This window comes from Herbaspirillum sp. C9C3 (assembly GCF_013359625.1).
Classification (GTDB): domain Bacteria; phylum Pseudomonadota; class Gammaproteobacteria; order Burkholderiales; family Burkholderiaceae_D; genus Herbaspirillum.
The window spans coordinates 15,082-32,195 of record NZ_JABFMQ010000009.1; the positions used below are offsets into that span (position 1 = coordinate 15,082).

General features: G+C 63.8%; 19 protein-coding genes. 7 read left to right on the top strand and 12 right to left on the bottom strand.

The window, feature by feature from the left end:
* Positions 1 to 15: 15 nt before the first annotated feature.
* A complete protein-coding gene (locus HNO82_RS10850) occupies positions 16 to 537 on the bottom strand; it encodes a GNAT family N-acetyltransferase (protein ID WP_008333341.1) in 522 nt (173 codons plus the stop codon).
* Positions 538 to 979: 442 nt separating this feature from the next.
* On the opposite strand from HNO82_RS10850, the gene HNO82_RS10855 reads away from it, so the two are divergent.
* The 4 genes from HNO82_RS10855 (at position 980) to HNO82_RS22255 (ending at position 5,408) form a co-directional block, all read left to right on the top strand.
* Complete coding sequence (locus HNO82_RS10855; protein WP_008333343.1) at positions 980 to 1,693, top strand: gluconate 2-dehydrogenase subunit 3 family protein; 714 nt, start codon at positions 980 to 982, stop codon at positions 1,691 to 1,693.
* Positions 1,694 to 1,750: 57 nt separating this feature from the next.
* Positions 1,751 to 3,523 carry a GMC family oxidoreductase gene (locus tag HNO82_RS10860; protein WP_008333344.1) on the top strand — a complete coding sequence of 591 codons (1,773 nt, stop codon included), beginning with the start codon at positions 1,751 to 1,753 and terminating at the stop codon, positions 3,521 to 3,523.
* 13 nt (positions 3,524 to 3,536) lie between these two features.
* The gene (locus tag HNO82_RS10865) at positions 3,537 to 4,820 is read left to right on the top strand and encodes a c-type cytochrome (RefSeq protein WP_175343711.1); all 1,284 of its coding nucleotides are present in this window, start codon (positions 3,537 to 3,539) and stop codon (positions 4,818 to 4,820) included.
* Between the two features lie 156 nt (positions 4,821 to 4,976).
* Positions 4,977 to 5,408, top strand: a complete 432-nt coding sequence (locus HNO82_RS22255; RefSeq protein ID WP_008333348.1) for a hypothetical protein — start codon at positions 4,977 to 4,979, stop codon at positions 5,406 to 5,408.
* Between the two features lie 15 nt (positions 5,409 to 5,423).
* Here HNO82_RS22255 and HNO82_RS10875 read toward each other — a convergent pair whose 3' ends face one another.
* Positions 5,424 to 5,756: an ArsR/SmtB family transcription factor gene (locus tag HNO82_RS10875; RefSeq protein ID WP_175343712.1), complete on the bottom strand. Its 333-nt coding sequence runs from the start codon at positions 5,754 to 5,756 to the stop codon at positions 5,424 to 5,426.
* A gap of 125 nt (positions 5,757 to 5,881) precedes the next feature.
* Here HNO82_RS10875 and HNO82_RS10880 point away from each other — a divergent pair, with 125 nt between their 5' ends.
* A complete protein-coding gene (locus HNO82_RS10880) occupies positions 5,882 to 6,970 on the top strand; it encodes an NADH:flavin oxidoreductase/NADH oxidase (protein ID WP_175343713.1) in 1,089 nt (362 codons plus the stop codon).
* Between the two features lie 160 nt (positions 6,971 to 7,130).
* Positions 7,131 to 7,283: a hypothetical protein gene (locus HNO82_RS10885; RefSeq protein WP_008333357.1), complete on the top strand. Its 153-nt coding sequence runs from the start codon at positions 7,131 to 7,133 to the stop codon at positions 7,281 to 7,283.
* A 114-nt stretch (positions 7,284 to 7,397) separates the two neighbouring features.
* Here HNO82_RS10885 and HNO82_RS10890 read toward each other — a convergent pair whose 3' ends face one another.
* The 6 genes from HNO82_RS10890 to HNO82_RS10915 form a co-directional block, all read right to left on the bottom strand.
* Positions 7,398 to 8,126: an Imm52 family immunity protein gene (locus tag HNO82_RS10890; RefSeq protein WP_349627557.1), complete on the bottom strand. Its 729-nt coding sequence runs from the start codon at positions 8,124 to 8,126 to the stop codon at positions 7,398 to 7,400.
* Between the two features lie 2 nt (positions 8,127 to 8,128).
* On the bottom strand, positions 8,129 to 8,713 hold the full coding sequence (locus HNO82_RS10895; protein WP_175343714.1) for a restriction endonuclease fold toxin 5 domain-containing protein: 585 nt from the start codon (positions 8,711 to 8,713) through the stop codon (positions 8,129 to 8,131).
* Positions 8,710 to 9,072, bottom strand: coding sequence for a hypothetical protein (locus HNO82_RS10900; protein WP_175343715.1), 363 nt, complete (start codon positions 9,070 to 9,072; stop codon positions 8,710 to 8,712). The genes HNO82_RS10895 and HNO82_RS10900 overlap by 4 nt, the downstream gene beginning before the upstream one ends.
* Entirely contained in the window at positions 9,069 to 9,563 is a 495-nt protein-coding gene (locus HNO82_RS10905; protein ID WP_175343716.1) for a DUF4123 domain-containing protein, read from the bottom strand. The genes HNO82_RS10900 and HNO82_RS10905 overlap by 4 nt, the downstream gene beginning before the upstream one ends.
* Entirely contained in the window at positions 9,563 to 9,976 is a 414-nt protein-coding gene (locus HNO82_RS10910; protein ID WP_175343717.1) for a PAAR domain-containing protein, read from the bottom strand. The genes HNO82_RS10905 and HNO82_RS10910 overlap by 1 nt, the downstream gene beginning before the upstream one ends.
* A 365-nt stretch (positions 9,977 to 10,341) precedes the next feature.
* Entirely contained in the window at positions 10,342 to 10,965 is a 624-nt protein-coding gene (locus HNO82_RS10915; RefSeq protein ID WP_175343718.1) for a glutathione S-transferase family protein, read from the bottom strand.
* Positions 10,966 to 11,184: 219 nt separating this feature from the next.
* Between HNO82_RS10915 and HNO82_RS10920 the strand changes: the two genes are divergently transcribed.
* Positions 11,185 to 12,084 (top strand): DMT family transporter, encoded by a 900-nt coding sequence (locus tag HNO82_RS10920; protein ID WP_175343719.1) that lies wholly within the window; start codon positions 11,185 to 11,187, stop codon positions 12,082 to 12,084.
* A gap of 75 nt (positions 12,085 to 12,159) precedes the next feature.
* Here HNO82_RS10920 and HNO82_RS10925 read toward each other — a convergent pair whose 3' ends face one another.
* The 4 genes from HNO82_RS10925 to HNO82_RS10940 form a co-directional block, all read right to left on the bottom strand.
* Positions 12,160 to 13,080 carry an ornithine cyclodeaminase family protein gene (locus HNO82_RS10925; RefSeq protein WP_175343720.1) on the bottom strand — a complete coding sequence of 307 codons (921 nt, stop codon included), beginning with the start codon at positions 13,078 to 13,080 and terminating at the stop codon, positions 12,160 to 12,162.
* 33 nt (positions 13,081 to 13,113) lie between these two features.
* Complete coding sequence (locus HNO82_RS10930; RefSeq protein ID WP_008333379.1) at positions 13,114 to 14,052, bottom strand: LysR family transcriptional regulator; 939 nt, start codon at positions 14,050 to 14,052, stop codon at positions 13,114 to 13,116.
* Positions 14,053 to 14,277: 225 nt separating this feature from the next.
* Entirely contained in the window at positions 14,278 to 15,327 is a 1,050-nt protein-coding gene (locus HNO82_RS10935) for a bifunctional nicotinamide-nucleotide adenylyltransferase/Nudix hydroxylase (RefSeq protein ID WP_175343721.1), read from the bottom strand.
* A 66-nt stretch (positions 15,328 to 15,393) separates the two neighbouring features.
* Positions 15,394 to 17,091: an NAD+ synthase gene (locus HNO82_RS10940; RefSeq protein WP_175343722.1), complete on the bottom strand. Its 1,698-nt coding sequence runs from the start codon at positions 17,089 to 17,091 to the stop codon at positions 15,394 to 15,396.
* Positions 17,092 to 17,114: the final 23 nt, after the last annotated feature.

Here is a 17,114-nt window from a genome sequence, read left to right on the forward strand (position 1 = left end):
TTGACGCTACGGCCATCAGCGACCGATGCGATCCGGATCGGTACGCTGGTCCAGCGTCAGCTGCAGGAAGACCAGATCCAGCCACTTGCCGAACTTGGTACCGACCTGCGGCATGTGGCCGACCTGCTCGAAACCCAGCTTCTTGTGCAAGGCGATGGAGCCGACATTGCTGGCATCGATGGCGGCCACCATGACGTGCTTGCCGACAGCGCGGGCACGCGGGATCAGGGCCTCCATCAAGGCGATGCCCAGTCCGGCGCCACGATGATCCTTGTGGACATAGACCGAATGCTCCACCGAATGACGGAAGCCATCGAAGGGCCGCCAGTCACCGAAGCTGGCATAACCCAGCACTTTGTCATCCTCCACGGCCACCAGTACCGGATAGCCCAGCTGGCGCCGCGCAGCGAGCCAGTCCTGGCGGTTCTTGTCGTCCACCAGCGTGTCGCTCCAGATGGCGGTGGTGTTGACCACGGCGTCGTTGAAGATCAGGGTGATGGCGGGGATGTCGGCGGGAGTGGCGTCGCGAATCTGCATGGTGTCTCGGGTCTCAGGTCTCGGTTATGAAGTTCAACGGCAACAACGATCAGGGTGAGCAGTGTAGCCGAAGACGGCGACGGGATGATCTTGCCCTGCGGCAGCGTCTTAAGACATCTGACAACTAGAAGTGTTAGAATGCGTGCGCTCATCCATAGAGCGCCCGCCTTGCCTGATTGATGATGGCCAGGACCGGGAATGACAAGAAATGCCAGCCCCGCAGGCTGGACGCAAGATCGGAGACGAGTTGACCCACTCTGAGATTGCGACCCATGACCGATTCCATTGCCCCGACATCACACCTTGCGCAAGCCGCTTCCGGCGCTGCCGGTGCCTGCGCGCGGGGGTGGCCTCGGTGGCGGCGGGCGCGGTCCTGCACGGTGCGCGCAGACTCCGGCGCCTTGTGCAGCCTGTTTTCCACCCACTCCACTTTGCTCCCATAATGACCACCAAGTTCAGTCCCTCGCGGCGTGCCGTCCTTGCGGCCACCGCAGCGGCAGTGCCGCTAGTCTCGCTGCCAATACTCAAGCAGGCCCGGGCCGATGGCCTGGAAGGCATCGAGCTGCAGCACTACCAGCCGGTGTTCTTCAATGCCGCGCAATGGCTCTTCATCCTGGCCGCCTGCGACCGCCTGATCCCCGCCGAAGGGCGTGGACCGGGCGCGCTGGAAACCAATGTGCCGGTCTTCATCGACCAGCAACTGCACGCCGGCCTGGGCAACGACATCTACCAGCAAGGTCCGCATCAGACGGACGCGCCTGCAACGCTGGGTTTCCAGATTCCCTACACACCGCAGCAGGTCTATCGCATCGGCATCGACCTGACCCAGCAACTCAGCCAGCAGCAGCACGGCAAGCGCTTCGAGCAGCTGGACGCCAGGGACAAGGATGCCCTGCTGACGGCACTGCAAAAGAACGCTGTCGATTTTGGCGCGCTGGGCGAAAAGGCGATGAAGCCATCGCAATTCTTTGGTCAGTTGCTGGGCGATACCAAGAACGGCTATCTGGCCGATCCCATGTATGGCGGCAACAAGGACATGAAAGCCTGGGTCGCCATCGGCTTCCCAGGCGCGCGTGCGGCCTATACCGAATGGGTGGACCAGCACAACGTGAAATATCCGCTGGGCCCCGTGAGCCTGTCGGGCAAGCGCGCCTGATGCGTGCGGCCAGCCATCTCAACGCCCTCGCCTGCAACCTCTTACTGATTGATCTCCATGCCTGACATCACCAACGACAACGTCGACGTCGTCATCGTCGGCCTCGGCTGGGCCGGCTCCCTCATGGCCATCGAACTGGCCCAGGCCGGCCTGAAGGTACGCGCCCTCGAACGCGGCCCGGACCGTCCGCCCGAGGACTTCGCCTATCCCAAGCCAGCCGACCAGTATGGCTACGCAACCCGCAACAAAGTCTTCGCCATGCCGCGCGATGCTGCCCTGACAGTGCGCTACAACACCGCGCAACAGGCGCTGCCGACCCGCAAGTGGGGCGCCTTTGCGCCCGGCACCGGCGTGGGCGGCTCGGGCCTGCACTGGACGGCGGTATTGATCCGTCCCACGCCCACCGACCTCAAGCTCAAGACCTACGCCGACCAGGCCTACAAGCACGGCCAGCTCGATCCGGAGATGCGCATCAAGGATTTCCCGTTCACCTGGAACGAGATCGAGCCGCACTTCGATTTCTTCGAGAAGGTGTGCGGCCAGTCGGGCAAGACCGGCAACCTGCGCGGCCAGATCCAGCCGGGCGGTGATCCCTTCGAAGGACCGCGCTCGAACCCTTATCCGCTGCCACCGCTGCACGACACCTACAACAGCAGCCTGTTCGCCGACGTGGCGCGCAAGATGGGTTACCACCCCTTCCCCAATCCCTCGGCCAATGTTTCGCAGGCCTGGACCAATCCATATGGCGCGCAGATCGCCCCCTGCAACTACTGCGGCTTCTGCAGCAAGTATCCCTGCCTGAACTACTCCAAGGCGTCGCCGCAGACCACCATCCTGGATGTGGTCAAGCGCATGCCCAACTTCGACTACAAGGTCAACGCCAACGTCATCCGCGTGGATCTGCACGCCGACAAGAAGACCGCGCGCGGGGTGACCTACATCGACGAGAACATGAAGGAAGTGTTCCAGCCGGCCAAGATCGTGATTCTCTCCGGCTTCCAGTTTGCCAACGTGCGCCTGATGCTGCTCTCGGGGATCGGCAAGCCCTATGACCCGATCACCGAGACCGGCGTCATCGGCCGCAACTATGCCTTCCTCTCCAACGGTGGCGCGACGCTGTTCTTCAAGGACAAGCACTTCAATTCCTTCGCCACGGCCGGCGCCAGCGGCGAAATGTTCAACGATATCTCCCCGGGCAACTTCGACGATGGCATCAAGCTGGGCTTCATCGGCGGCGCCAAGATCCACAGCTCGCAAGCCTCGGGCGCGCCGATCGGCACGGCGCTGCCACCGGGTACGCCGAGCTGGGGGCGCGGCTGGAAGGAGGGCATGATCGACTGGTACGACCATTCCATGAAGATCAGCATCACCACCACCTGCATGTCCTATCGTGGCCACTTCCTGGACCTCGATCCGAACTACAAGGACCCCTGGGGCCAGCCGCTCTTGCGCATGACCTTCGACTGGCGCCAGAACGAACTGAAGCTGCAGCGCTACCTGCGCGACATCGTGCTCAAGATCGCCAAGGAGCTCAATCCCGATCACATGTCGGAAAGCTTCCTGGCCCTGGATTCGCACTGGGACATCACCAAGTACGTCTCCACCCACAACGTGGGCGGCGCCATCATGGGTGATTCGCCGCGCGACTCGGCCCTGAACAAGTACCTGCAATCCTGGGACGTGCACAACGTCTTCGTCCCCGGCGGCAATGCCTTCCCGCAGAACTTCCAGGCCAATCCGACCGACACCATCGGCGCCATCACGCTCATGGCGGCGCAAGCCATCAAGACGCAGTACCTGAAGAACCCCGGCCCGCTGGTCCAGGTGTAAGGGGGGAGAGAACATGAAAAAACTGACTTCATCGTTTGCCGCCCTGGTCCTGTCGCTGGCTGCGCTGGGTACGCTGGGTGCGCTCAATCCGGCGCACGCGGCCGACCAGGACGCGGTGGCGCGCGGCCAGTACCTGGCCCGCGCCGGCGACTGCATGGCCTGCCACAGCGCCGCCGGCAAGCCGGCCTATTCGGGCGGACTGGCCATCGACAGCGGCCACGGCATCATCTATTCCACCAACATCACGCCGGACAAGGAACACGGCATCGGCAACTACAGCGAGGCACAGTTCGCCGCTGCCGTGCGCCATGGCGTGCGTGCCGATGGTACGCAGCTCTATCCGGCCATGCCCTACCCCAGCTATGCCAAGGTGAGTGACGAGGACATCCATGCCCTTTACACCTACTTCATGCAAGGGGTGAAGCCGGTGGCCTCCACGCCGCCGGCCAGCAGCATGAGCTTCCCCTTCAACATCCGCTGGGGGATGAAGCTGTGGAATGTCTTCTTCGCCAATGACAAACCCTTCAAGGAGCAGGACGGCTGGAGCGCCGAGATCAAGCGTGGTGCCTATCTGGTCGAGGGCCTGGGCCACTGCGGCAGCTGCCACACCCCGCGCGGGTTCGCCATGAACGAGAAGGCCAGCGACAGCAGTCAGGCGCAATTCCTCTCGGGCGGCGACCTCAACGGCTGGGCGGTACCGTCGCTGCGCGGCATGCCGCACTGGAGCGCGCAGGACATCGTCGACTACCTGCAGACCGGTCGCAACAAGACCGCCTCGGTGGCCGGCGAGATGAGCCTGGTGGTGGAACACAGCACCGCGCACCTGAAGCCGGAAGACCTGCAGTCCATCGCGGCGTATCTGAAGACGCTCTCGCCGGTGGCCTCCGCCAGCAGCGGTCGCGTCACGCCGCAAGGGGCCGAGGCGACCACGAAGAAACTCACGGCCGCCAAGGACCTGAGCCTGGGCGAGCGCCTGTACCTGGACAATTGCGCGGCCTGCCACTTCGTCAACGGCAAGGGCGCGCCGGGCATCTTCCCGGTGCTCGATGGCGCGACCGTGGTCAATGCCGACAATCCCAGCGCATTGCTGCACGTGATCCTGGCTGGCGCGCGCACGCCCTCCACCGAGAAGGCACCGTCGATCCTGGTCATGCCGGGCTTTGCCCATCGCCTCTCGGACAAGGAAGCGGCAGAACTGGCCAGCTTCGTGCGCCAGGGCTGGAGCAACCAGGCAGGGGCGGTGTCGGAGAAGGAAGTGAAGCGGATGCGGGAAGGCCTCGCCAAGCACGGGTCCTGATTTCCTGAGCCCATTGCCGCTGTGAAGGAGAAGGCTCGCATGGCAACATGCGGGCCTTTTTTACGCCGCGCTCACGCCATGCCGGCCGCACGACGATTGACCACGATGAACGATCGCGCCACTATAGCGCCCAGGCACTTCTTCTTGAAAGCACGCATGCTCCCCACTTATGGCGCCACCTATCGCGGCAAGCACATCAGCGTCTCCTGCACGCAGCAACGTGATGGCGACGTCCTTTGCACCGTGCAGATCGACGGCGAACCGGCCCCCGGCCTGCGCGGCAATCCCTTCGCTTCGGTGGCATCGGCACAAGTGGCCGGCGTGGGTTACGCACGGGCGATGATCGATACCCAGCTCGACAATGACGTGGCCGAGCATCACGGCTATTTCATCCGGGTCAGCAGCAGGGAACAGATCGACGGCACCTGGGTCGGTAGTTACCAGCTGCATCGCAATGACAACCCGGTCGCTTTCCGGCGCGTGGTGTGTGAGGACTTTCGCGGCAATACCCCGGTAGAGGCAGAACAGTATGCGATGGCCACGGCCTTCGTGGCAGTGGACGCCGACGTCAAGGCCGGCAAGCTCTGAGCGGATGGCCCAGCTTCAGGCCACTTTCTTGCGGCGGCTCGGCAGCTTGTCGTGCTGGGCCAGGATGGCCGACAGCAAACCCGGAAAGCGTTGCTCGATATCGGCGCTGCGCAAGGTGTTGATGTGGGTGGTGCCATTGCTCTCGGTGCGCACCAGGCCGGCTTCGCGCAAGACCTTGAAGTGATGCGAGACGGTGGACTTGGGACGACCGCCATCGAGCTCGCCGCAGGTCGCACATTCCACGCGCGCCAGGTGGCGCACGATCTCCAGGCGGATCGAATCGCTCAGCGCGTAGAGCACGCGCTCCAGCACGAACTCGGCAATCTCGGGATGTTTGTAGGGACGCATCTGCAGAATGATACACCTTGGGTTATACTCCTTCCATAGTTCGAATATTTACGAACAACCGAAGCGAGTGCTGTGCCAGTGCAGCGCTTGTTGATTTCATCTTCATCATTGACAAGAAGCCACCCATGTCTGCTCTCTTTACTCCCTTCAAGCTCAAGGACCTGAACCTGCGCAACCGCATCGCCGTCCCGCCCATGTGCCAGTACATGGCAGTGGATGGCAAGGCCAACGAATGGCATCTGTCGCACTACGCCAGCATCGCCCGTGGCGGTGCCGGTCTGGTGATTGTGGAAGCCACTGCCGTTGCCCCGGAAGGCCGCATCACGCCGGGCTGCACCGGCATCTGGTCGGACGAACTGGCGCAAGCCTTCGTGCCGGTCGTGCAAGCCATCAAGGCAGCCGGTGCCGCGCCGGGCATCCAGATCGGTCACGCCGGCCGCAAGGCCAGCGCCAATCGTCCCTGGGAAGGCGACGACCATATCGCTGCCGACGATGCCCGCGGCTGGGACACCATCGCCCCCTCCGCGATTGCTTTCGGCAAGGGCTTGCCCAAGGTCCCCAAGGCCATGAGCCTGGACGACATCGCACGTGTGCGCCAGAACTTCGTCGATGCCGCCATCCGCGCCCGCGACGCCGGCTTCGAATGGCTGGAGCTGCACTTCGCCCATGGCTACCTGGGCCAGAGTTTCTTCTCGGCGCATTCCAACCAGCGTGACGACATCTATGGCGGCAGCGTCGAAAACCGTGCCCGCTTCCTGCTGGAAACCCTGCGTGCCGTGCGTGAAGTGTGGCCGGAACACCTGGCCCTGACGGTGCGTTTCGGCGTGCTGGAATACGATGGCCGCGACGAGCAGACGCTGGTTGACTCCATCGGCGTGGTGCGCCAGTTCAAGGAGATCGGCATGGACATGATCAGCGTGACCATGGGCTTCACGATCCCGGAAGTGCAGATCCCCTGGGGGCCGGCCTTCCTCGGCCCAATCGCCAAGCGCGTACGCGAGGAAGCTGGCGTGCCGGTGTCGTCGGCCTGGGGCTTCGGCACGCCGGAACTGGCCGAGCGCGCCGTCAAGGAGGGCCAGCTCGACCTGGTGATGGTGGGCCGCTCGCACCTGGTCAATCCGCACTGGACTTACCAGGCCGCCAAGGAACTGGGCGTGGAGCGCCCCTCCTGGACGCTGCCGGCACCTTACGCGCACTGGCTGGAACGTTATTGATGGGCTGATGCGGCGACTCGCTGCCTTGGCAGCATGACAGCATTGCCGGCCTGCAAGCCGCTCAGGGATTGCCTGAGCGGCTTGTGTGTTTTCTAGGGAAAATCACTAGAGCCAGGCAAGGTGCTTTCTCCTAAGATGAAGTCGTCTTGAGGAGATCATCATGTTCACCACCTTCCTGCTGACTGCCGTTCTCTCTACCCTGGTCGTCGTCGCGATATCGGCGACGGGGATCTATCTGTTGGCCGAAGCCCGCTGGCGGCATCATCCGCTGGCCCGCAGCGCCAGCCTGCCGCCCCGGCGGCTGCCGTATTGAGCGAGCGGGACGGTTCCTCTGTGGATGCCGCCTGGTGTGTGTCTGCCTGAATCGCGATGAAATGATGTTGGCCCCCTGGTCGTCGGACCCGGGGGATTTTTTTTTGCGCCGGCCTTACAGGGCAGAGTAGCGCGGCAACAGGTCCTGGTCGGCCAGGCGAATTTCAATGGCGTTGGCGGCCTGGATGTGATCGGGATTTTCATCATCAAACGCATCGCCCGCCACTGAGACGATGATGGTGCCGCGTTGCTGTCCGTCCTCGTTCAATACCGGCAGCAGCTCGGCGGCCTCGGGGACCTGGGCACGCGTGATCCTGCCTGGCAGATACAGCAGCCATCCGGCGCCGGGGCGATCGGCGAAGACCTTGTGGCGCGTGCCATAGTTGCCAGGATCGACCGCGATAAAAGGAGGCTGCCATTGCAGCGAGAGCCCCGTCAGCACCTTGATCAGATTGTCCTTCCGACAAAGCGCAGGAACCGCTTGCGTCTGCAAGAGGAACGTCGAATTGCCAGGATCATCGGCCAGCGTCAAGCCAAGAAGGATCGCCGCACCGCCGTCTTCCTCATAGCCGTTCCACGTCCCCAGGTAGCGGAAATGGCTGGCGGGTTCTTGCCGTTCATTCTCTGCGACGATGGCCAGTGCGGCGCGCGTAGGGCCCTCTCTTTCAAATGCCTGGATACGACGAGCGTCTTCTGGCGTATCAGCAGGCGGGCACCAATCTTCCAGTGGCATGCCGATGGGTTCGAGCAGAAGTGCAACTTTCCACAGCATGGAAAAATGCTCCGAGCCGTCCGGCAGCGTATGCAGTGCTGAAACAAAAGCAAATTTGATATCGAGATTCACGGTCAGGGTAAGTGGACAATGTGGATGGGAAATCTGTTAAGGATGAACACCTCGCTTAGGTGACGAAAGACCAATTCGTCTTGCACATACCAGTGCAAACGGGCCGGCGGCGACTTCAAGACGGTGCCACTCTGCGCCTTGGCCTGCCTGAGCAGGTTCTGGTATCCCTTGTTGAGGTAAAAAAACTTTGGCCGGCTGGTCTTCTGGTCAAAAAACTGCGCATACCGTGCCTTGGCCTCTTGCAGCAGACACGGGCCGAGCTGGAATCCATCGAAATCAATGTCATCGAAGGCCCACTCGGTATAGGGCGCAAACCCGGTCACGCGCGCCTGATAGGCCCGCGCCTCTTCAGACATGTGCCAGTTGCGTGGCACCAGGCTCCCCGCTGCGGGCGGACAGCGCTTGCAGGACTGATCTTTCTTCAACACATCGGCCTGGCTCAAAGGAGAAGACTTGGCCTCTTCAGCCCTGCGCGAACTGCTGTAAATGGCCGCCCCGGCACCGGCTGCAGCCGCCGATGCACCCAGCCCTATCCATCCAAGAATCTCGCTGCTGAGCAGCGGTACCGCCACGACGGGAGCGATCATGATTTGCGCTCCCCATCTTGCGGCGCAGCCAGCTTGTGCAGGACGGCGATCATGTCATCGAGCCTTTGTTCGGGCGTGGCGCCCGGACGGCGAAGATAGCGCACGGTGCCCGGACGACGGAACAGACCCGGCCAATCGGCCGACAGATACATCATGTAGATCAGGTGGGACAGCGCACCGAAGCCCAGCGACAAACCATGCTCATAGGCCTCGCGCATGCGCCGGATTACCTCGCTGCGGCCCGGCACGCGCTGCAGGTCGGCACGCTCGGCCAGAAACTGGTCGGCCACGGCAGCAATGAAATGTGCGGTATCGCGTGCACGCAAGCGCGCCAGGTCGTCTTCATCGAGGCGGATCATGTCGGCCTCCCGATGTGAACCCGGCGGCCGTCGAGCAGCAGGTGCCATTCAAACAGCTGGCCGAAGAGCGTATGGCGCTGCGCTGCCTTCAGGTCACGCGCTGCTGCGGCCAACACACGCGGATCCCAAAAACGCAGCAGTGCAGTGCGTCCGTCGGGCAAACTCATCTGCATGCACAAGCGCAATAGTTGCGCCAGGCCCTGCAGATCCTGCGGGCCGATGATCCAGGAAACCGCAGGAGCAATGGCTTCCAGACGGCTGATCTGATCCAGCAACGCTGGAGACAGCTTCTCGGCCGCCAGCAGCCAGGGCCCGGCGGGGGCCAGATGCGCATCGACAGTCTCGGCAAAAAGTGAAATGACGCCCGGCGCCGCCCGTAGCGCCGCATTCGTGCAGGACTCGTAGTGCAGTCCGTCCACGAGGGCGTACAGCTTCAGTGCCGGCATGGTCTTCCTGGCCTCGGCCAGTCGCTTCATGATGTCGGCGGCCATCAGCTGCGCACCAGCAGGGTGGCGCCGCTGATGGCAGCATCGCGCATGCAGCTCAGGCAGATGCCGGAGTCGACGGATGCGGCATTCCCGGCACCGGCCTTGGCCAGCTCGGCCGCAGCGGCCATGAATTCCGGACTGGCGATCCGGCCCTCGGCATGCGTGCTGGTAGCCTGGCTGGCGATGAGTGTGGCGCCACAGGCGGTGCGGTCACCGTGGCGTGCAACGGCCGCGCCGAGCGAGAACATGTCGCCTGCGCCGGTAGTGATGGCAAAGGTCCCCTCGCACCGGGGGCAGACCGTTTGGTCGCCCACGCGTGCCACCGGCTTGCCATGAACCATGAAAGTGAGATCGCCGGAGATGACCGTGCCGCCGTGGCTGGTCTTGTCCCCGATGGTGATGAAGGCTTGTGGCATACGCTCCTCCTCTGCAGTGATGACGTCAGCCGCAGCGCGAAGAAGAGAATCCGGAAAAACCTTCAGCCGGTGCCGCAGCAAGGCCGCACATCATGCCGGGGCAAGACGCGTCGGCCCGCATGGGGCAGAAAAGAAGAGCGAATTATGGAAGTATTTTTAGTAACGCCTGATACCTTTTCGAGGCAGGCGCAAGCGATCAAAACAGATCAGTAAAACAGCAAAGTCCACAAGGGAACGCTGGCCAGCAGCAGACAGCCAAGGAAGGCGGCAAGGAAGAGCAGTTTTTTCTTTCGGGTGGCCATGGTGAACCTGCAAGACGGAAATGGGCGCATGCGCAAGGCCGCAGTGTACCGCGCCCGCCGCCATCAGGCCATGCCGTTGCGGCCGTAGGCACGGAAGCCCGGCCGCTCGCTGAGGCGCTCGTAATACGCCGCCACGGCCGGCAAGGGCGCATGGTCCAAGGGCGTGCCGAACCAGCGATTGACCGACAACCCGACCGGAATATCGGCCAGCGTGAATGTCGGCCCCGCCACGAAAGCGCCGCTGTGCTGCAACTGTTGCTCCAGCACCTGCATGAAGCGCGTCCAGCCAGCGATGGAGGCCGCCAGTTGCTGCGCGTCGCCATGCTCGGGCGACTTGCGCACCAGCGCCATGAAGGCATAACTCCAGCTGCGATTGAGGTCACTGGCCTGCCAGTCCATCCACTGGTCGATGCGCGCACGCAGGCGCGGCGCCTGCGGATACAGCGCGGTGCCGCCGTACTGCCCGGCGAGATAGCGCAAGATGCTGTTGGACTCCCACAGCACGAAGCCATCATCATCAATCACCGGCACCATCGCATTGGGATTCATGGCAACGAAGGACGGCTCGCTGGTCGCCCTGAAACCGATGCCCCAGTCCTGCCGCTCAAAGGCAATGCCCAGCTCGCTACAGGCCCACAGGACCTTGCGTACGTTGATGGAATTGTCACGGCCGTAAATCGTCAGCATGCAGGCTCCTGTACAGTAAGTGTCAGGCTGGCAAGTCTAGCAAGTGGCCCGGTACGGTGCCATGCACAGTTCTTCCTCATTCTCCCCGGTGTCTGTTGCGCTGCAGCCAAGTGGCCCGGTACAAAGCTGCCAACTGTACCGGGACGGCTTTCGGAAGTGGCCGTACAATCATCATCCGACTGGCCATCCCGACACCGCATTGCGGTACCGCCCACTTCCATGTCCTCCTCCAACATCGCCAAGCTGTTGCTGCTGGCTGCCATCTGGGGCACCAGCTTCATGCTCATGCGCATTGCCGCGCCGGTCTTCGGTCCCATGCTGACCACCTTCGGCCGCGCCTCGCTGGCCACGCTCTCGCTGCTGGCCTTTGCGCGCATGCGCGGGGTATCGCTGCAATGGCGGCGCAACTGGCTGCCCTACCTGGTCATCGGCATCTTCAATACCGCCCTGCCCTTTGCACTCTTTGCCTGGTCGGCCTTGCACATTCCCTCGGCCTACATGGCCACCATGAATTCGCTGGCACCGATCTTCACGGCCATGTTCGGTTTCCTGCTGCTGGGCGAGCGTCTGAGCCTGCTGCGTACCGGCGCCTTCGTGCTGGGTCTGGTGGGTGTGGCAGTGCTGGTCGGCATCGGTCCGGCGCCAGTCGACGCGCTGGTGGTCGCCGGTGTGCTGGCGGCCATGGGGGCGGCGGTCAGCTATGGTTTCGCCGCCACCTTCACGCGCATGCGCGCCGGTGGCATCCCGCCCATCGCCATGGCCACCGGCAGCCAGTTCGCCGCAGCCCTCTGTCTGTTGCCGCTGGCCGCACCCTCGATGCCGCATGCCTTGCAAGCGGGTACGCTGCCGGCCCTGCTCTCTGTACTGGTGCTGGGCGTGGTCTGTACCGGTATCGCTTATGCACTGTTCTTCCAACTGATTGCCGCCGAAGGTGCCACCAAGGCCATCACCGTGACCTTCCTGGTGCCGATGACGGCCTCACTGTGGGCCTGGCTGCTGCTGAACGAACCGGTCACCCCGGGTACCGTGGCGGGCATCGCCATCGTGCTCATCGCCACCGCCACCGCCTTGCGGGCCAAGCCGGCAGCCGCCGCCAGTGACAAGAAAGTGGCGGCCTGATTCCAGGCTGGGCCAAATAAAAAGGCGCTGCGGGGAAATCCGCAGCGCCTTTTTTTCATGCCACCCGGGTCCGGCTTACCAGCCGTACTGCGCGCACGCCTTGCGATACGCCAGTCCCGCCAGCGCCACATCTTCCAGGCCGATACCGATGGCCTTGTAAATGACGATGTCCTCTTCCCGGCGCTGGTACGGCAGGCTGCCATCGACGGCCTGCGCCAGTTCCATCACCTGCTCCCAGTCGAACACGCCCGGCGCACACTGCACCAGGTCGCCGGCCTCCTGCTGCGCCTGCGGCTTCCATTCCACGAACAGGGCGGCGGCACGACCGATGGCGGTATCGTCCAGCTCGCGCACGTTGGCCTTGGAGGCGCCGACAGCCGCCACGAAGGCGCCCGGGCGCAGCAGCTTGCCATCAAAGAGCGGCGTGGCCGAGCGGGTCACGGTGACCAGCACGTCCGCTGCCGCCGCAGCTTCGTCAATGCTCACCACGCGCGCCGACACACCGTGGTTGCGCGTGACCTCCTCGGCCAGGGCTTCGCGGCCGGACAAGCCGGCAATGAGCACTTCCTTGAAGGGCCGCACCTGCAGCAGCGCCGGAATGTGCGAGCGCGCCTGCACACCGGTACCGATCACGGCCAGGGTGACGGCATCCTTGCGGGCCAGCGCGTCGCAGGCCACCGCCGTGGCGGCCGCAGTGCGCAGGCCGGTCATGGCATCGCCTTCCAGCGTGCACAGCGGTGCGCCGGTCTGGCTGGAGAACAGCTGGATGACGAACTTGAACTGACCCTTGATGGTGGTGTAGACCTTGGCCCCGGCAATCCCGGCGGAGGGGATGACCGCGCCCATCATCGACAGCATCACGCCATTGGCGGCACTGGTGCGTACGCGCCCCTGGTGCGCGCCCTCGGCGGCGTGGGCAAAGGCCTCGCGCATGGAGGCGATGGCGTCTTCGGTGGTCAGCAGTTCGCTGACCTGCTGGTTGGCAAGAAATTTCATTGGGGACCTTGGCTTCAAAAAATGCAGGAGTAATTACGGCGTACCGTGCTCGGCCTTGAGATAGTTCCAAATCCGGTCTATGTCCGGATTGGCGCCATCGAGGCGGCGATAGACGCGGATATCCATCTCGTCGCACCACAGCCCTTGTTCCAGCGCCTCACTGTCGTTCGGGGCGATGGCCAGGGTCAGCTTGCCCTCGGCGATCTCGCGCGCGACCGCGCTGGCCGGCAGCCAGGCGATGCCATGGCCTTCGACGGCCATGCTCTTCAAACCCTCGGCGAGATCGGTCTCGAAGCGACGGAACAGATGCACGCGGCGCGGGCTGGAATGCAGGGCCTTCTCGACGATGCGCGAGAGCGAGGAATACGGGGAATAGCTCAGGAAGGGTTGCGGATCATTGGGCGTGCCCGGCAAGACGTACTTGGGCAATCCGCCGGGCAGCGTCTTGACGTAGGGGCGCAGCGGCTCCTTGCCCAGCGAGAGCACGTCATAGCGCTCGGTATCGAGGGCGATGCCCTGCTGGCGATGGTCATAGCACAGCAGCAGGTCGCAGTTGCGCTCCACCAGTGCCATGACCGCATCGTGCACATTGCCCGCCATGACGGTGGTGGCGATGGCGCCGATGGTCTTTTCGATTTCCGACAGCAGCTTGGGGAAGACCGTCAGCAGCAGCGTATGCGGCATGGCAAAACGCACCGAGGACTGCGCACCGGCCAGCTGGCCGCGCAGTACCAGCCGCGCCTGCATGGACTGGTTGAGCATTTCCTTGGCGATCGGTACGAAGGACTCGCCGGCCGGCGTGAGCGTGCAGGGATAGGACGAGCGGTCGAACAGTTCTGCGCCCAGCCAGGTCTCCAGCGAGCGGATGCGGCGGCCAAAGGCCGGTTGCGTGACATTGCGCAGCTTGGCTGAACGGCTGAAGTTCAGCGTATCGACGACCGAGAGGAAGTCCTCCACCCATTTGATTTCCATCTTCCCTACCCCGTTGGCTTGCCGCGCTGGTCCGGCGGCTTGTCTATGGCGCCGGCCATGTTGTGCGTGGCGGTCGCCCTCCCTTGGAACGCCAGCCACTATACCGAAACGGCATCGACAGCGCCCCATGCCATTTTGGCATGGAGCCTGCCACGACAGGATGAAAATGAAGATGCAAAGGCAATGCTTTCCTCTGCGCAACAGCTGCCGCAGCGAGCGCCAGGGTCAATGCCCGCCGGTCAGGTCCAGGAAGGTATCGAGGATATGGAAGTGATCATCGAAGAAGCTCGCCTCCATCGCGGCCAGCTGGTCGATGGGCGTCCACACCGCCTGGGCTGCATCATCGGCGGCCTCCACTTCCGGCAAGTGCTCCAGCCGCAGGTCGAAATAGTAGGCGTGGGTGATGGTGCGCCCGCGCGCGCTGCGGTCAGGATGGTCGAAGATCTTGACGTCCACCAGCGCCTCTTCCAGCGTCACGTCCAGCACGGCCAGGTTGGTTTCCTCGGCCAGTTCGCGCAGGGCCGCCTGCATCAGGCGCTCGCGCTGGTCCAGGAAGCCACCGGGAATGGCCCACAGGCCGCGCCCCGGAAAGCCCTTGCGCTGCACCAGCAGTACATGGTCCGCCGCCCGGATGACCGCATCGACTGTAGTGAAGACCGGTGGATAGGGTGCCGCCGCCCAGGCCGCATGATACTTGCGCAGCTGGCGATGTTCTTCCACCAGCGCCGCGTAATGCGGCAGCAGCGACCAGGCACGCAGATAGTGGCGCACGCTGGACGGTACCAGCGGGGCCAGCACGTCGAGGCTGACCTCCAGGTCCTCGGCTTCGAACCAGACCTTGCGGATATCGGTGGCATCGATGTCACCGGCGCGTGGCAGGGTTTCCAGCTGCCATTGCGGGAAGTGGTACAGGTAGTAGCTGGAGGCATCCTTGAAATGACCGACCAGCAACACCCTGGCCTGGGGATCGGTCCGGGTGGCGACCAGGCGGCGCACCTCGGCTGACCAGCGGCGGTCGTCGTAGTAATCACGGGTGGCGACAAAGCGCAGGCGTTCACGTTGCCCGGGCGGCATGGCCCCGGCGATCATGGCGGCGCGTTCCTCCCAGGTAAAGGGATTCTTGGTGTTGCGCGCATGGAAGGCCGAGCCCAGTACCACGATGACCGTGGCAGCGCACTCCAGCGCGTGATGCAGCAGATGCAGGTGGCCGTTGTGCACGGGCTGGAAGCGACCGATGACCACGGCGGCGTCGTATTGCGGATTCAGGATGGGCATGTGCTTTCCTTGATGATGCTGACAACAGGATCAAAGGCTGCCGATCATCGTCGCAGCCGGTGCGAGTCAATAGCGCACCGCGATGGGAATCTGCCGCCCGCTGCCAAAGGCCCGTGCGCGCAGGCGGATCACCGGCGGCGACTGGCGGCGCTTGTATTCGTTGCGCGCCACCATGCGACAGATGCGTTCGACCAGCGCCGCCCCGGTGTCGGTTCCCCTGATCTGTTCTACCGCGCTGGCGGCGGCCTGCGCTTGCTCGACAGGGAGGCGGCTGCCTTCGATGTGCCACTTGAGGATCTCGTCGAGCACCTCGTAAGGCGGCAGGCTGTCGGTATCGCGCTGGTCCGGTGCCAGTTCTGCCGAGGGCGCCTTGTCGATGATGGCAGCAGGGATAAGCTCGCGACCGGCCTGCGCGTTGAGGTGGCGCGCCAGGGCATAGACCTCGGTCTTGTAGAGATCGCCGATCAGGCCCAGGCCACCGTTGGTATCGCCGTACAGGGTGCAGTAGCCTACCGAGATCTCGCTCTTGTTGCCGGTGGTCAGCAGCAGGGCGTCATAGCCGTTGGAGTATTCCATCAGGATGGCACCGCGCACGCGCGCCTGCAGGTTTTCCAGCGGCAGCCCGCGCAGGGGTGCGCCGAAGGCCCGGGCGAAGCCATCCTCGAATTCGCGCACCAGGTCGGCAATGGGGTGGCGGAACAGGGTCACGCCCAGGGCCTGGCACAGCGCTTCGGAGTCATCGACCGAACCGGTGCTGGAGAACATCGACGGCATGGTCACCGCCACCACGTTCTGCGCACCCAGTGCCTCAACCGCCAGCGCGATGGTGAGCGCCGAATCGATGCCCCCAGAAGAACCCACCACTACCTTGCCGAAGCCGCAGCGGCGCGCATAGTCGCGCAGGCCCAGCAGGATCTGGCGGCGCTGGAATTCGGGCGTGGCCAGGGTCTGGTCTTCCCGGACCGGTTCGCCCACACCGTCGCTGCGCAGGAAGCGTCCGCTCTCGAAGGCGATGATCTGGAAATCCTCGGCCAGGCGCGCCGCCTCGAAGGCCAGCCCCTGCAGCGGCGACATGGCGAAGGAGCCGCCGTCATACACCAGCTGGTCCTGCCCGCCGACCTGGTTGACGTAGAGCAGCGCCATCTGACGGCGCAGGCAGGCGGCCTGGAACAGGGCGTGGCGCTGGCTGCGCTTGCCCACGTCCGACGGGCTGGCATTGATGGAGACCACCAGTTGCGCATCGGCCTGGGCCAGCTTTTCGAAGGGATTGACGCGGTAGCTGCGCAGGTCGTCGTTCCAGCCATCTTCACAGATCAGGAAGCCGACCCGCAGGCCCTTGATGGGCAAAACACAGGCGGTCTCGGGACCGGCCTCGAAATGGCGGCCATCATCGAAGACGCCATACACGGGCAGCAATTGCTTGTGATACTCGGCCACGATGGCACCCTCGCGCACGGCCAGCAAGGCATTGAAGAGCGGCTTGCCGGGGCCGGGATTGCGGCGCGGCGCGCCGATGACGACAGTCAGTCCCGGCAGCTGGCGTGTAGCGTCTATCAGCTCTTGCAGCGCCAGTTCGGCTTGCGCCAGAAAGCGCGGTTCTTCCAGCAGGTCGCCGGGGTAGTAGCCGCAGATCGAGAGTTCGGGAAAGACCAGCAGGTCGGCACCGGTCTGGGCGGCCCGTTGCAGGCCATCGAGATGGAGCGCCAGGTTGCCGGTGAAGTCACCGATGGTGGGATTGCATTGGGCGATGGCAATGCGAAGCATGATGTGTCCTTTCTGCCGCCGCA

Bases quoted from the DNA above. Each gene is read 5' to 3' on its own strand.
- HNO82_RS10850 (WP_008333341.1), bottom strand. From the start codon at position 537: ATGCAGATTCGCGACGCCACTCCCGCCGACATCCCCGCCATCACCCTG.
- HNO82_RS10855 (WP_008333343.1), top strand. From the start codon at position 980: ATGACCACCAAGTTCAGTCCCTCGCGGCGTGCCGTCCTTGCGGCCACC.
- HNO82_RS10860 (WP_008333344.1), top strand. From the start codon at position 1,751: ATGCCTGACATCACCAACGACAACGTCGACGTCGTCATCGTCGGCCTC.
- HNO82_RS10865 (WP_175343711.1), top strand. From the start codon at position 3,537: ATGAAAAAACTGACTTCATCGTTTGCCGCCCTGGTCCTGTCGCTGGCT.
- HNO82_RS22255 (WP_008333348.1), top strand. From the start codon at position 4,977: ATGCTCCCCACTTATGGCGCCACCTATCGCGGCAAGCACATCAGCGTC.
- HNO82_RS10875 (WP_175343712.1), bottom strand. From the start codon at position 5,756: ATGCGTCCCTACAAACATCCCGAGATTGCCGAGTTCGTGCTGGAGCGC.
- HNO82_RS10880 (WP_175343713.1), top strand. From the start codon at position 5,882: ATGTCTGCTCTCTTTACTCCCTTCAAGCTCAAGGACCTGAACCTGCGC.
- HNO82_RS10885 (WP_008333357.1), top strand. From the start codon at position 7,131: ATGTTCACCACCTTCCTGCTGACTGCCGTTCTCTCTACCCTGGTCGTC.
- HNO82_RS10895 (WP_175343714.1), bottom strand. From the start codon at position 8,713: ATGATCGCTCCCGTCGTGGCGGTACCGCTGCTCAGCAGCGAGATTCTT.
- HNO82_RS10900 (WP_175343715.1), bottom strand. From the start codon at position 9,072: ATGATCCGCCTCGATGAAGACGACCTGGCGCGCTTGCGTGCACGCGAT.
- HNO82_RS10905 (WP_175343716.1), bottom strand. From the start codon at position 9,563: ATGGCCGCCGACATCATGAAGCGACTGGCCGAGGCCAGGAAGACCATG.
- HNO82_RS10910 (WP_175343717.1), bottom strand. From the start codon at position 9,976: ATGCCACAAGCCTTCATCACCATCGGGGACAAGACCAGCCACGGCGGC.
- HNO82_RS10915 (WP_175343718.1), bottom strand. From the start codon at position 10,965: ATGCTGACGATTTACGGCCGTGACAATTCCATCAACGTACGCAAGGTC.
- HNO82_RS10920 (WP_175343719.1), top strand. From the start codon at position 11,185: ATGTCCTCCTCCAACATCGCCAAGCTGTTGCTGCTGGCTGCCATCTGG.
- HNO82_RS10925 (WP_175343720.1), bottom strand. From the start codon at position 13,080: ATGAAATTTCTTGCCAACCAGCAGGTCAGCGAACTGCTGACCACCGAA.
- HNO82_RS10930 (WP_008333379.1), bottom strand. From the start codon at position 14,052: ATGGAAATCAAATGGGTGGAGGACTTCCTCTCGGTCGTCGATACGCTG.
- HNO82_RS10935 (WP_175343721.1), bottom strand. From the start codon at position 15,327: ATGCCCATCCTGAATCCGCAATACGACGCCGCCGTGGTCATCGGTCGC.
- HNO82_RS10940 (WP_175343722.1), bottom strand. From the start codon at position 17,091: ATGCTTCGCATTGCCATCGCCCAATGCAATCCCACCATCGGTGACTTC.